The sequence below is a fragment of the Amycolatopsis sp. NPDC058340 genome, from assembly GCF_042723975.1.
GTDB lineage: Bacteria > Actinomycetota > Actinomycetes > Mycobacteriales > Pseudonocardiaceae > Amycolatopsis.
Genome location: NZ_JBHXIB010000003.1, coordinates 16,916 through 30,085 on the forward strand (window position 1 = coordinate 16,916; position 13,170 = coordinate 30,085).

Annotated in this window: 11 protein-coding genes and 1 riboswitch; of the genes, 5 read left to right on the top strand and 6 right to left on the bottom strand. The window is 70.5% G+C overall.

Annotated features, from left to right (window positions below):
- Nucleotides 1-590: 590 nt before the first annotated feature.
- Nucleotides 591-2,261 carry a purine-cytosine permease family protein gene (locus ACFWIW_RS05140; RefSeq protein ID WP_378367221.1) on the top strand — a complete coding sequence of 557 codons (1,671 nt, stop codon included), beginning with the start codon at nucleotides 591-593 and terminating at the stop codon, nucleotides 2,259-2,261.
- Here the strand turns inward: ACFWIW_RS05140 and ACFWIW_RS05145 are convergent.
- Genes ACFWIW_RS05145 through ACFWIW_RS05160 form a run of 4 tightly spaced genes read right to left on the bottom strand, consistent with a single transcriptional unit; the run spans nucleotide 2,218 to nucleotide 6,845 of the window.
- Nucleotides 2,218-3,618 carry an ABC transporter ATP-binding protein gene (locus ACFWIW_RS05145; protein ID WP_378367222.1) on the bottom strand — a complete coding sequence of 467 codons (1,401 nt, stop codon included), beginning with the start codon at nucleotides 3,616-3,618 and terminating at the stop codon, nucleotides 2,218-2,220. The genes ACFWIW_RS05140 and ACFWIW_RS05145 overlap by 44 nt on opposite strands.
- Entirely contained in the window at nucleotides 3,615-4,400 is a 786-nt protein-coding gene (locus ACFWIW_RS05150; protein ID WP_378367223.1) for an ABC transporter permease, read from the bottom strand. Before ACFWIW_RS05150 ends, ACFWIW_RS05145 begins: the two co-directional genes overlap by 4 nt.
- On the bottom strand, nucleotides 4,394-5,335 hold the full coding sequence (locus tag ACFWIW_RS05155) for an ABC transporter permease (RefSeq protein WP_378367224.1): 942 nt from the start codon (nucleotides 5,333-5,335) through the stop codon (nucleotides 4,394-4,396). The genes ACFWIW_RS05150 and ACFWIW_RS05155 overlap by 7 nt, the downstream gene beginning before the upstream one ends.
- A 1-nt stretch (nucleotide 5,336) precedes the next feature.
- A complete protein-coding gene (locus tag ACFWIW_RS05160) occupies nucleotides 5,337-6,845 on the bottom strand; it encodes an ABC transporter substrate-binding protein (protein WP_378367225.1) in 1,509 nt (502 codons plus the stop codon).
- 83 nt (nucleotides 6,846-6,928) lie between these two features.
- Nucleotides 6,929-7,044: riboswitch (cobalamin riboswitch) on the bottom strand.
- 57 nt (nucleotides 7,045-7,101) lie between these two features.
- On the opposite strand from ACFWIW_RS05160, the gene ACFWIW_RS05165 reads away from it, so the two are divergent.
- The 4 genes from ACFWIW_RS05165 (at nucleotide 7,102) to ACFWIW_RS05180 (ending at nucleotide 11,860) form a co-directional block, all read left to right on the top strand.
- Nucleotides 7,102-7,845: a class I SAM-dependent methyltransferase gene (locus tag ACFWIW_RS05165; protein WP_378367226.1), complete on the top strand. Its 744-nt coding sequence runs from the start codon at nucleotides 7,102-7,104 to the stop codon at nucleotides 7,843-7,845.
- A gap of 216 nt (nucleotides 7,846-8,061) precedes the next feature.
- Nucleotides 8,062-9,795: a cation:proton antiporter gene (locus ACFWIW_RS05170; protein WP_378367227.1), complete on the top strand. Its 1,734-nt coding sequence runs from the start codon at nucleotides 8,062-8,064 to the stop codon at nucleotides 9,793-9,795.
- 176 nt (nucleotides 9,796-9,971) lie between these two features.
- On the top strand, nucleotides 9,972-10,382 hold the full coding sequence (locus ACFWIW_RS05175) for a hypothetical protein (protein ID WP_378367228.1): 411 nt from the start codon (nucleotides 9,972-9,974) through the stop codon (nucleotides 10,380-10,382).
- A gap of 380 nt (nucleotides 10,383-10,762) precedes the next feature.
- Nucleotides 10,763-11,860 (top strand): Vms1/Ankzf1 family peptidyl-tRNA hydrolase, encoded by a 1,098-nt coding sequence (locus ACFWIW_RS05180; RefSeq protein WP_378367229.1) that lies wholly within the window; start codon nucleotides 10,763-10,765, stop codon nucleotides 11,858-11,860.
- A gap of 3 nt (nucleotides 11,861-11,863) precedes the next feature.
- Here ACFWIW_RS05180 and ACFWIW_RS05185 read toward each other — a convergent pair whose 3' ends face one another.
- Entirely contained in the window at nucleotides 11,864-12,118 is a 255-nt protein-coding gene (locus tag ACFWIW_RS05185) for a Prokaryotic metallothionein (protein WP_378367230.1), read from the bottom strand.
- Nucleotides 12,119-12,265: 147 nt separating this feature from the next.
- The gene (locus ACFWIW_RS05190) at nucleotides 12,266-13,162 is read right to left on the bottom strand and encodes a DMT family transporter (RefSeq protein WP_378367231.1); all 897 of its coding nucleotides are present in this window, start codon (nucleotides 13,160-13,162) and stop codon (nucleotides 12,266-12,268) included.
- Nucleotides 13,163-13,170 lie beyond the last annotated feature (8 nt).

Below are 13,170 nucleotides of genomic sequence, written 5' to 3' on the forward strand. Positions count from 1 at the left end.
GTTGGTTGGGGGGGGGGCCCGCGGGGGTCCCGGTGGGCGTGGTCTGCCCCACCTCCCTTTGCGCACACCCAGACTTCTTTTGGTGGCCCCCCCCGACACGCGCCCTTTGCCATGGGGCAGGCCGAAGGGCGCCTTCTCACGCTCCTGGGGCTGTGCTTCCAATGACGTTGCGAAAGCCACTTTCCCAACCTTCAACGTCGCGAAAGTGGCTTTCGCAACACGCCACCTTGCCCTGGAGCAGGCCGAAGGGCGCTTCCCCTTTGCCCGGAGGCAAGGGCGGGAACTCAAGGTCGGCGGGCCTGAGATGCCCGGGTGTCCATAAAGGACACACGCTGCGGCGGATTGCCCGGTTTGCTCCTACTTGTGCGTATTTCCAGGTCTGTGAGGGCCTCCTTCCCTACTGTCAAGGTAGGGAAGGAGGCCCTCACGGACTTCGCGAACTGCCAACCCTTGCCCCGCCCCGTGTTAACGGCCGCGCCGAGGTCCGGCAACACACGGAAACCCGCCCGTCACAACCGGGCGGGCGGGCGGAAACGAGGCGTTCGTAGCTTCTGGCTTCCGTCCCCGGTGCTCTGGAGGAGACCTCGGTCATGACCATCGAAGAATCGGAGACCCGTGCCGCGCCCACCGGCCTCGGCGCGACGAAGGAGACACTCGAGGACTACACCCTCCGATTCGCGCCGAGGACCTACCGTCGCTGGACACCGGCCGTGGTCGGTGCTTCCGCGTTGGGCGGGATCGCCTACATGGCGGACTTCTCGATCGGCGCCGGGATCGGCCTGACCCACGGCACGGGCAACGCGCTGCTGGCGATCGCCCTGGCGGCGGTGATCATCTTCGTGACCGGGTTCCCGCTGGCCTATTACGCCGCCCGCTACAACATCGATCTCGACCTGATCACCCGGGGTTCCGGTTTCGGCTACTACGGTTCGGTGCTGACCAGCGTCATCTTCGCCAGTTTCACCTTCATCTTCTTCGCGCTCGAAGGCTCGATCATGGCGCAGGGCCTGAAGTACGCGATAGCGCTGCCGTTGTGGCTCGGTTATCTGGTGTCCACCCTGGTGATCATCCCGCTGGTCGTCTACGGCATGAAGGTGCTGGCGAAACTGCAGAGCTGGACGAACCCGCTGTGGCTGCTGCTGATGGTGGCCCCGCTGGTGTTCCTCGTCGTGAAGGATCCCGGTTCGGTCCAGCGGTGGCTGTCCTACGAAGGCGAGGGCGGGGCCGGGCTGAGCACGGCCGCGATCATGCTCGGTGCCGGCGTGTGCCTTTCGCTCATGGGGCAGATCGGCGAGCAGGTCGACTACCTGCGTTTCATGCCGCCACGCACGGCGGAGAACCGGCGCGCCTGGTGGACCTCGATGGTGCTGGCCGGGCCGGGCTGGGTGTTCTTCGGCGCGATCAAGCAGGCGATCGGCGTGTTCATGGCGGTCTACATCCTCGACGCGGTGGGCAAGGCGGCCGCCGTCGAGCCGATCGAGCAGTTCACCGGCGTGTTCACCGAAGTCATGCCGGCGTGGCTGGTGGTGCCACTGGCGCTGGTCCTGGTGGTGCTCAGCCAGGTCAAGATCAACGTCACCAACGCCTATTCCGGGTCGCTGGCGTGGACGAACTCCTTCACCCGGATCACGAAACGCTATCCGGGCAGGCTGGTGTTCGTGCTGGTGAATCTGGCCATCGCGCTGATCCTGATGGAGGCGGACATGTTCAGCTTCCTCAACGGCATCTTGAGTTTTTACTCGAACTGCGCGATGGCGTGGGTGGTCACCGTCGCCACCGACATCGCGATCAACAAGTTCGTGCTCGGGCTCTCGCCGAAACAGCCGGAGTTCCGGCGCGGCATGCTGTTCGCGGTCAACCCGGTCGGTGTCGTCGCGTTCCTGGGTTCCTCGCTCCTTTCGATCTCCGTCTACTTCGGACTCTTCGGGCCCGGGCCCCGGCCGTATTCCCCGTTGGTCGCGGTGGTGGTCGCGGTCGTGCTGACCCCGCTGATGGCGGTGCTCACCCGAGGGCGTTTCTACCTGCGCCGCACCGATGACGGTCTCACCGAGCCGATACTGGACGAAGACGGCAATCCGAGCGGCACCCACTACGGCTGCGAGGTCTGCGGAGAGGCCTATGAGCGTCCCGACGTGGCCGCGTCCGCGACCGGCGGGACGATCTGCTCGTTGTGCCTGAGCACGGACCGCGAAGGACGCCACATTCTTCCAGCAACGCCTAGGCCCGTCCTCCCCGACGAAGGCGCCCGCCGGACATGGTGAACGTCCCGTCCGCGAACGGGGCGGCCGCGGTGTCGTGGCTGATCATGAGCAGCGCGATGCCGTGCCGGAGCGCCGTCGCGGTCACGAAATCCCAGAGCCGGTCGCGGTTGGCCGCGTCGAGGGCGGAGGTTGGCTCGTCGCAGACGAGGACCCTGGGCCGGGCCAGGAGCGCGCGGGCCACGGCACAGCGCTGAAGCTGGCCGCCGGAGAGTGAGCCGGGGCGGCGGCCGGCCGGGTCGACGCCGAGGGAACCCAGCATCTCCGTCGCTTCGAGCCGGGCTTCTTCGCGACCGAGGCCGCGAAGAAGCCGCGCGGTGTCGGCAACCTGGTCGAGCACCCCGCGAAACTCGTCGAAGGACGCCCGGCTGTCCTGATGGACGTATTGGACCGCCCGCAGCTGCGCGCGATCCCGCCGACGGGCGAGGCGGGGGAGCCGGACGCCGTCGACTTCGATCGTGCCCGCGGTCGGTGGGGTCAGGCCGGCGAGCGCCCGGCCGAGCGTCGTCTTGCCCGCTCCCGAGACCCCGGTGAGCAGGGTGCGGCTGCCCGCCGCGAGCTCCAGGTCGACGTCCTCGACGAGAGCCGTCCGCCCGGCGCGCACCGTGAGCCCTCGAACGACGAGTACCGGCGAGGCGGGCGACGGTGGCGCGGGCTCGTCGAGGCGCACTTGTTCGGGAACGGCCTCACGAGGCAGCAGACGATGGTCGCGGAGTTCGGCGATGTCGCCGTCCAGGGCACGCGCCAGCGCTAGATCGTGGGTCAGGACCAGCAAGGCCGTTCCGGACCGGGAAAGCTCCGCCAGCCTGGCGGTGAGCACGGCCCTGTTCGCCGCGTCGAGACCACTCGTCGGCTCGTCGAGCACGAGCACCCGGGGCCGGGTCACGAGAGTGGTCGCCAATGCCATGCGCTGCTGCTGCCCACCGGACAGCTGATGCGGGAACCGGCGCCACAGCTCCGGCTCGAGTCCCGCCTCCGCCAAGGCGGTGCGGGCCGCCGCCAGCCGCGCGGCGCGGCCGTGGTGGTGGAGCGCGGCGAGTTCGGCCAGCACCGGCCCGCAGCGGCGGACCGGGTCCAGCACCGCCGAGGGTTGTTGCGGCAGGTGGCCGACGACCCCGGCCCGTCGCGGTTCGGCAGCGGTCCGGTCCAGCAGCGGGGATCCGGCCAGCCGCACCGAGCCGGACAGTGTGATCCCCGGGCGCGCCCGTCCGGTCGCGGCGAGGCCAAGGGTGGTCTTCCCCGCGCCGGACGCGCCGAGCACGACGAGGGCTCGGCCCGGTTCGAGGGTCAGTGAGACGTCGTCGAGCAGAACGGTGTCCCCGGCGTGGGCGGACAGACCGGAGATCTCCAGGACGGTCACGTGATCACCCGCCGGGCGGCGAGCAGCCGATCGGTGACGAGGTTCGTGCCGACGCACAACGCCATCAGCAGCGCGGCGGGCACGAGCACCACCGCGGGCGCGGTGTAGAGGGCCTCGCTGTTGCGTTCGATGACCACGGCCCAGTCCGGGGAGTCGGCCGGCAGGCCGAGGCCGAGGAAGTTCGCCGACGCCAGCAGGTAGAGGACAACGCCGAGCCTCGTGCCGGCATCGGTCGCGACCGGGCCGGTGACGTGCCGGGCGACGTATCCGAGCTGGATGCGCCACCACGGTCTTCCTTGCAGGGTCAGGGCTTCCACGGCGGTGCGGCAGCCGGGCGCCAAGGCCGCGGCCCGCACCACGCGGGTGATCGCCGGTACCTGGAGGACGGCCACGGCCGGGATGAGCACGCCGGGCCCGCGATGCCCGGTCGCGGCGAGCACCATGAGCACCAGCAGCGACGGGAAGGCCAGCACGAGGTCGAGGGAGCGCATCACGGTTTCGTCGGCCAGCCGCCCGCGCCCGGCCGCGACGAGACCGAGCGGCACCCCGGCCAGATAAGCGAGCAGGAGCGCGGCGACGGTCATGCCGATCACGGGCAGCCCGCCCGCGAGGATCACCGTGAGCGCGTCGCGGCCGAGGACGTCGGTGCCGAGCGGATACGCGGCGTCCGGCGACTGCCAGGGCGCGCCGACGGACACCAGGGGGCCCGCGAGCACCGGCCCGGCCACGGCGAGCAGGAGCGGTACCGCGAGCAGCGACCACCCGAGGGCCCGGCTCACCACGTGACCAGCTCCCGGCGCGGGGTCAGCCGGTGCGCGACCAGGTCGGCGACGAGGTTCCCGAGCACGACCACGCCGGCGAACACCAGCACGTAGCCCTGCACCTGCGGGATGTCCCGGTTCTGCACGGCCTCGACGAAACCGGTGCCGAGCCCGGTGATCGCGAACAGGGATTCGACGATCACCGTGCCGGTCAGCAGTCCTTCGACGGCGCGGGCGAGCTGCTGCACGGCGGGTGCGGCGGCGGCGGGCAGGAGATGCCGCAGCACCACGGTGCGTTCGGGCAGCCCGAGCAGGCGCAGATGTCCGGCCACCGGCCCCCGGGTCTGTTCGGCGATCCCGATCCGCAGCTGCCGGGCGACGTCGCACAGCTGCCGGGCGACCAGCACGATCACCGGCAGCACGAACACCTCGGGGCGCGCGGCCGGGTCCGTTCCGGCCGCGGTGGCCGGAAGCAGTCCGGTGTGGACGGCGAATCCCGCGACCAGCAGCAGGCCGAGGACGAATTCGGGGATCGAATGCAGGAACAGCGTGACCGCGGTGAGCACCCGGTCGATCCGCGATCCTTCGTGCAGCCCGCAGACCACTCCCGTGACCAGCGCGAGCGGTACGAGCACGACCAGCGTCACCCCGGCGAGCACCGCGGTGGCGGCGAGGCGGCGGACGATCTCGTCGGCCACCGGCGCGCCGGTCACGAGCGACCGGCCGAGATCGCCGGTGACCAGCCCCGAAAGCCAGCTCCCGAAGCGGTCGAGGAGCGGCCGGTCGAGCCCGAGCTGCTGGCGGACGGTCGCGACCTGCTCGTCGGTGGCCTGTTCGCCGAGTACGACCGAGGCCGCGTCGCCGGGGAGCAACGCGGTCACGGCGAACGTCGCGACCAGCACGAACATCGCCTGAACCACGGCGAAACCCAGCCGCCGTACGGCGTGCCCCGGCACGTCAGGACAGCCGGGCGCGGTCGAACCGCGCCCAATCGAAGGTGTTCGGTGGTGCGGTCACCACCCCGGAAACCCGTTTCGACACGGCGATCGTCCAGGTGCTGAACCCCCAGGCGAGCAGACCGCCGGATTCGTGGACGATCCGCTGCGCGTCGCCGAACAGGGCCAGCCTGGCCCGTTCGTCCGCGGTGGCGGTGGCGCGATCCAGGAGCGCGTCGAACTCCGGCGAGCCGAAGCCGTTGACGTTGTTCGAGCCGCGGGTGCGGAAGCGCTGGTTGAGGAAGGTCGGGACGGGAAGGGTGGCCGTGCGGGTGAGCGCGGCGACGCCCTTGGTCTTGATCTCGCTGAAATAAGTGCTCGACGCGCGGGTGTTCGGGGTGACGACGAGCCCGATCTCCTTGAGCTGCTGGGAAATGAGCGTGGCCGCGGTGGCGAAGCCCGGATCGACGTCGCTGGTTTCGAGGGCGAAGGCCAGCCCCTCCGCGCCCGCTTCCCGGACGAGCGACCGGGCCAGGTCCACGTCGCGGCGGCGTTGGGGGATGTCCGCGGCGTACCCGCGGAGCCCCTTGCCGAACAGGTCGTTGCCGATCTCGCCTCGTCCGGCCAGCGCGACGCGGTTCAGCGCCTCTCTGTCCACTCCGGACAGTACGGCGCGCACGAGCCTCGGATCGGAGAACGGGGGTTGGGTCAGGCGCAGGATCAGGCCCTGCATCGTCGTTCCCTTGGCTTCGAGCAGTGAAACGCGCCCGTCACCGGCCAGCCGGGCCGCGGTTCCGGCCGCGAGGTCGTGGGCGTAGTGGACCTGCCCGGACAGCAACGCGTTGACGCGCGCGGTTTCTTCGCTGACCGGCACGAATTCCAGCTCGTCGACGCTCGGCGCGCCGTCCCAATGCGACTCGTTCTTGCGGAACACCGCCAGCCCGCCGGGGGTGAACGAGACGAACCGGAACGGCCCGGAGCCGACCGGCGCGGTGAAGTCCGTCGTCCCGGCCGGCACGATCTCCGCGCCGGGAGCGCCCCAGCCCGACGGGAACTCGAAGTCGGGCGCGGTCAGCGTCAGCTCGATTTCGTTGGGGGTCAACGCTTTGCTGCGGGCGAAGTCCACCTTCGCGAAGTATTGCCGCGACGAGGACGCCAGCGCGGGATCGGCGATCCGCCGGAAGCTGTAGAGCACGTCGTCCGCGGTGACCGGTCGCCCGTCGTGGAAGGCCGCCTGCCGCAGCCGGATCCGCCAGCGCGTGCCCGCGGCGTCGCTTTCCCAGGACTCCGCCAGCCGTGGCCGCAAGGAGGTGTCGGCGTTGTAGGCGACCAGCGTGTCGAACAGCGCCTTGGCCCGTGCCTGGTCGACGAAGAGCGAAACCTGGGCCGGGTCGAGGGTTTCCTTCGACCCGCCCGCGGCGAACGCCACCCTCAACCGGCCCGTTTCGGCCGGTGCGGTCCCGCAGGCGGCCAACGGGGTGAGCGCGGCCAGCGCCAGCAATCTCCGACGGGTGAGCGGACGACGCGTCATAGGAACCTCCGGGACATCGAGCACTGTCCCGGGCGCGCGACCGCACGTGAACGGGACCCCGCTCCGCACTCCACGACAGTTGGGGTTGGCGGTGTCCGGCGGGCAGTCCGGCTCACGGCGTACGGCCGATCACGGTTGCGGGTCAGCGCCGGATTCACACCGGCTTCCCCCGACGGGCACCTTCTTGCGTTGTGCGCACACGGTAACCCATGACCGGGGTGTGCTACACAGGATCAAGATCACGAAGGGGAGGCCGGTGGACGGGAAACTCGCGGCGGACTGGGTGCGCCGGTGGGACGTGCAGCAGGAACGCTATGTCGCCGACCGTGAAGAACGTTTCACCGTGTTGATCGACGTCGTCGAACACGTCTGCCGAGACGTCGCCGAGCCGCTGGTGCTGGACCTCGGCTGCGGCCCTGGCTCGCTGACCACCAGGCTCGCCCGGCGGTTGCCGCACGCCCGGATCGTCGGCGTCGACGACGACCCGTTCCTGCTCGCCCTCGCCCGCGCGACCAGGCCGGAGCAGGGTGGCACCGAGTACGTCCGGGCCGACCTCGCCGGGAGCGGCTGGCTGAAATGGCGGCCGGTCGACGCCGCGGTCTCGACGACCGCGTTGCACTGGCTCCGTCCCGAGCGGCTCGCCGAGGTCTACCGTGACCTCGCCGGCGCGCTGAGGGCGGGCGGAGCGCTCGTCAACGGCGACCATCTCTACGACGAGCAACCGGCCATCCGCGAGCTCGCCGAGGTGGTCAAGGAGCGCCGCGCGGCCCGCGCCGGGGTCCACGCCAACGAGGACTGGAAGACCTGGTGGGCGGCGGCCGCCGCCGATCCCGCGCTGCGGGAGCACTTCACGGCCGAAGAGCTGCGCGGTATCTCGACCGGCTACGGCAACCGGCTCAGCCCGCAGGAGCACACCAGGCTGCTGCGGGAGGCGGGCTTCGCGGAAGTGGCTCCGGTGTGGCAATCCGGCGACGACTACGTCCTGGCGGCGCTGCGCTGACGGTCCGGCGTCGCGAAGGCGCTTTGTGCGGGTGGTCGTGAGTGGTGATGGTCGTTCTAACGCTCTTTACCACTCACGACCCACTGAACACGAACCAACGGCAGGCGAGGGGCTTCGCGACCCACCGCGCGCCACGCTCCGACTTGCGGGTCCCGTGCCGTCGTGTCACCAATGGACACGGCAGGCCACCTGACCGGCGAGAGGACCCGAAATCCAGTGAACCTGACCCTCGTCGTCGTCCTCGGTGTCGTCAGCATCGTCGCGGTGGCCGCGTTCTCCGAGCGGCTGAACGTGGCCGCTCCGCTGAGCCTCGTGCTGGCCGGGATCGGCCTGAGCTTCCTGCCGGGCGTCCCGCATCCGGAGATCGAACCCGAGCTGATCCTCGCCGGGGTGCTCCCGCCGCTGCTGTATTCGGCGGCGGTGAACATGCCGGTGGTCGATTTCCGGCGGAACATCCGGCCGATCACCGGTCTCGCGGTACTGCTCGTGGTGGGGACGACGGTGGGCGCGGGCTGGCTGTTCCATTGGCTGATCCCGGATATCGGCTGGCCCGCCGCGTTCGCGCTCGGCGCGGTCATCAGCCCCACCGACGCCGTCGCCGCGACGTCCGTGGGACGGCGGCTCGGCCTGCCGCCCCGGCTGCTGACCGTGCTCGAAGGCGAAGGGCTCGTCAACGACGCCTCCGCGCTCGTGCTGCTGCGGTCGGCCGTCGCCGCGGTCGCCGGGTCGGTTTCCGTCTGGGGCATCGTGGGGCAGTTCGTCTACGCGGTCGTCGTGGCGGTCGGCATCGGGCTCCTCGTCGGGATCGTCAACGTCCGGGTGCGCGCGTTGCTGGGCAACGCCGTGCTCAACACCGCGATCTCCTTCGTGGTCCCGTTCATCGCCTTCCTGCCCGCCGAAGAGGCGGGAGCCTCGGGCGTGCTCGCGGTCGTCGTCGCCGGCCTGGTGACCGGCCACCTCGCGCCGCGGCATCTGCGCGCGACGGATCGGCTCGCCGAGACCGTCAACTGGCGCACCGCGGCCTTCCTGCTGGAGAGCGCGATGTTCCTGCTCATGGGACTCAGCGTCAAAACCCTCGTCGACGAGGTGCACGAGGACGGTTCGAGTGTCTGGCGCGCGCTCGTCATCGGGCTGGCTGCCTCGGCGCTCGTCATCGTCGCGCGCATAGTCTTCGTCGGGCCCCTGGTCGGCGGCCTGTACCGCGAGCAGCGGAAGGCCGCGCGGTTCAAACCCCGGTTGGAAACGACGCAGGCGGTGCTGCGGGGCGACGAGTCGAATCCCGCCGTCACCGAGCGGCTGGGCAAGGCGTCACCGAGGCGGGTGGCGCATTTCCGGAAACGGCTCGACCGTGCCGCCGCCGACGTCGAGTTCCGGCTCACCGAGACACTGGGCTGGCGCGGCGGTGTGGTGCTCGGCTGGGCGGGGATGCGCGGCGCGATCACCCTCGCGGCGGCGCAGACCCTTCCGCAGGACACCCCCGACCGCGCCCTGCTGGTCTTGATCGCCTACGTGGTGGCGACCACGACCCTGCTGGTACAGGGAATGACACTGCCGGCGGTGATCCGCGCGGCGCGCGTGCCGTCGGAGGACCCCGGCCGGTTGCGGCGCGAGTACGTCCGGCTCACGACCGAGCTTGCCGACGCTGCGAAGTCCCTTTTGGACGATCCGGCTCTGGAGGATCCGGGCAACGGGCCCTTCGGCGACCGGGTCGTGGACCGGGTGCGCTCGGACGTGCGCGTCCCGCCCGAAGCGCCGGGTGACCGCCCGGCCCCGGAACAGATCGAGCAGTACCTGCGGCTGCGCCTGCGGGTTTTGACCGAACAGTCCGAACGTCTCCAGCACGCCCGGTCGAGGGGCGCCTACAGCTCGGAGGCGCTGAGCCGGGCCCAGACCGCCCTCGACGTCGAGATGGCCCGGCTGGAGCAGCTGGCGGGCAGGCCGGCCTCCTGACCGTCTCGTCTCCCGACGCCGCCGGTTCGTCCCAGGACGTCACGTTCCCGCTGGTCACAGCCACTGTTTCGTTCCCGCCTCCCAGACCGTGCCGTCCGCCTTGCCGCCGGGCCGTCCGGCTGATGACGTTGGAGTCCTCCGAAGAGAACGACAGAGGGGGAACGACAATGAGCAAGATGAAGCGATTCGCTGCCGTGGCGGCGTTGGTGGCCGCTTCCGCGGCAACGATGGGCGTCACCACCGCGAGTGCGACGGAAGGTACCCGGGACGGCGACCGGGCGTCCTGCGCCAAGACGAAGATCTGGCTCAACGACGACTGGGGCTGTGTGATCTCGTACGGGGACCGGCTGAAGGTCGCGGACGACACCTGGGACGGGAACGGCACGCGGCTGCGCTGGACCAGCTCGGCGCCGAACTCCCACGGGAAGTTCAAGGGCTCCTGCAAGGACTACAACGGTTCGGAGAACGGTTCCGAGGAGTGCGATTACCAGTTCCCGGAGGGGACGACCATCAACTACAAGCTGGAGCAGATCAGCGGTGGTGAGGTCGTCGACGAGACCGACGGCTGGGTCCAGGCCGTGGTCTGAGCCGGCCGGCGGGCACCCGGGCGCCGGTCCGGGTGCCCGTCCGCGGGAGCGTCACCGCAGCGCGCCGTCCTGGACCGCGGGATTCCGCGGCGGCAGGGCGCCGATCCGACCGGGAGATGTCCTTTTCGGACACGACGGTCACGATCGCCGACGAAGTCGACGCCGCCCGATGCCCGGGATGCGGCTACACCTGTCGCGTCGTCGAAGGCGACGAGCTCGACGGGCCCACCGCTCGTCCCGATGCGCTGCCCGATCCGGCTGCCGATGATCGGAGCGCTGGTGGGCACGGTGTTCGACGCCTTCTCCGGCAAAGGGTGATTCGCCCGCCGTCTCCCGGGTACCCGAAGATCGCAAACGGAACCGACGAGGCAGGAGGCATCGTGCAAACCTCAACGCTCCGGGAGGTCACCGCCCGCGAAGGACCGTTCGCGTCGGTCTACTTCGACAACTCGCACGACACCGAGGACGCCGCCGCGCGGCTGGAGTTGCGCTGGCGGTCGATCCGCAAGCGGCTGGCCGAGGAGGGCGCGGAGGAGCGGACGCTCACCGCTCTCGACGCGGCCGTGGCCGCCGCCCCGCCTTCGGCGGGCAAAGCGGGCCGGGCGCTGGTCGCGGAGGGGAACGAAGTCGTACTCGACGAGGAACTCGTGGAGCCGCCGCCCCGTGAGGTCGCCCGTGTCGCGCCGCGGCCGTACCTGCTCCCGCTCCTGCGGCTCACCCCGGCCGTCGTGCCGCACGTGGTCGTGGTCGCGGACCGGACGGGGGCCGATCTGTTCGCGGCAGGCAAGGAAGGCGCCGAACAGCGGACCGTCCATGGCGAGGACCATCCGGTGCACAAGGTGCGTGGTGGTGGCTCGGCCTACTGGAACATCCAGCATCGGGTGGAGGCCGTGGCCGAACGCAACGCCGCGGAGGTCGCGCAGGAAGCGGTGAAGCTCGCCGACTCCGTCGGTGCCGAAGTACTGGTGCTCGCGGGCGAGGTGCAGGCACGAGCGCAGGTGCGTGAGGAGCTCGCCCCGCGCGGCAAGGAGAAGGTCGTCGAGCTGGAGGAAGGCGGCAGGGCGGACGGAAGTGGCCCGGAGGCGCTCGAAGCCGAGGTGCGCCGGGTGCTGGCCGAGCACGCCGAACGCGGTCGCCAGGACGTGATCGACCGCTTCCGCGCCGAACAAGGTCGCAACGGCGGACTGGCGGCGGACGGGCTCGCGCGGACGACGGCGGCCCTGCGGTCGGGTGCCGTCGAGACCTTGCTGATCGATGCCGATTCCTTGGCCGATCGCCTGATCTGGGTCTCCGGCGAACCGACCCAGGTCGCGGCCGCGAAGGAGGAGCTCGAACTCTCCGGGACGGAGACGCTGACCGAGTGCCGCGCGGACGAGGCGCTCCCGGCGGCCGTGCTGGCCGAAGGCGCGGACATCGTCCCCGTCAGCGGTGAGGGGCTGAAGGAGGGCGTCGGAGCGGTCCTTCGGTTCGCGATCTGACGATCAGGACGTCGCGACCGCGTCGCGTGCCTTGTCACCGCCGGCGACCGAGCTCTCCCTGGCGCAGTGGGCGCAGCAGAAGAAGCGGTCCTCCACCTGGATGCCGTGCCCGACCACACGGCAGCCGCAATGCTCGCAGATCGGCGCCAGCTGGTGGATCGCGCATTCGAAGGAGTCGAAGGTGTGCTTCGCTCCGTCGACGGTGTGGATCTCGAACGTCTTGTCGTAGTCGTTTCCGCAGACTTCGCAGGTTGTCATAGCGAAGGGCTACCCGGCTCACGGCTCCGGCAACCGGCAATTCGGCTGTCGCTGATCGCGGGTCAGGTCCGTGAAGGCCTCCTTCACTACCCTCAGGAACGTCACAGCAACCACAGCAGTCACAGCGGCTGTGCGTGAAGGCTCCTTTCAGGCCTGTTCCCGTCGCGGTGCCCGGCTCACCGCCCACACGCCGGCGACGACCAGCAGACAGCCGGCCAGCTGGGTGAGGGTGGGCCGCTCGTGCAGGGCGATGACACCGAACACGACGGCCAGAACCGGGTGCAGCAACAGGAGTGAGGCGCTCACCTGAGGCGCCAGCTGGGAAAGGGCGCCCGCGATGAGGAGCCAGGCGAGCACCTGCCCGACCAGCGCGAGCGCGATCAGCCACAGCCACGCGGCCAGGTCGAGGTCCAGGTCGATCCCAGTCCACACACCGCCGACCACGACCGCCGCGGCACACGCCGCCGCCGTGGAGGCGCAGACCGGGAACATCACATGGCCTTGGCCGCTGCCTTGCCGCATGAAGAACAGGTACCCCGCGTAGGCGACGCCCGCGATGGTGCCGAAAACGATGCCACCGACCGGGTCGGTACCCGGCTCGGCCTTGCCGATCACGCCCGCCGCCATGGTCACGCCGATCAGCATGACCGGCGTGAGCGCGAGGAACCGCCTGGACGGGGCCGATCCCAGGAACAGCCAGGTGAGCAGCGGGAACACCACCACCTGGATGTTGAGCAGCACCGTGGAGATGGACGCGCCGACGTCCTGGATGCTGGCCACCCAGAAGACGTAGTCGACGCCGAGCAGCGCCCCCGCCGCGAGATCGAACCGCACCAGCCGCCATGGCCGCGGTCCGATCCGTCGCCATTCCCGGACCGACAGCGGGATCAGCACCGTCAGCGCGATGGCGCAGCGCAGGAACGCGGTGGTGCCCGGGCTCGCGCCGGACAGTTTGGCGAATCCGGCCGACACCGAAGTGCACGCGGCGCCCCCGCTGATGCGCAACGCGGCGGTGCGATGCCGGTCGGGCGCCTGAACACTCATGGCGTTCA

Bases quoted from the DNA above. Each gene is read 5' to 3' on its own strand.
- ACFWIW_RS05140 (WP_378367221.1), top strand. From the start codon at position 591: ATGACCATCGAAGAATCGGAGACCCGTGCCGCGCCCACCGGCCTCGGC.
- ACFWIW_RS05160 (WP_378367225.1), bottom strand. From the start codon at position 6,845: ATGACGCGTCGTCCGCTCACCCGTCGGAGATTGCTGGCGCTGGCCGCG.
- ACFWIW_RS05175 (WP_378367228.1), top strand. From the start codon at position 9,972: ATGAAGCGATTCGCTGCCGTGGCGGCGTTGGTGGCCGCTTCCGCGGCA.
- ACFWIW_RS05185 (WP_378367230.1), bottom strand. From the start codon at position 12,118: ATGACAACCTGCGAAGTCTGCGGAAACGACTACGACAAGACGTTCGAG.
- ACFWIW_RS05190 (WP_378367231.1), bottom strand. From the start codon at position 13,162: ATGAGTGTTCAGGCGCCCGACCGGCATCGCACCGCCGCGTTGCGCATC.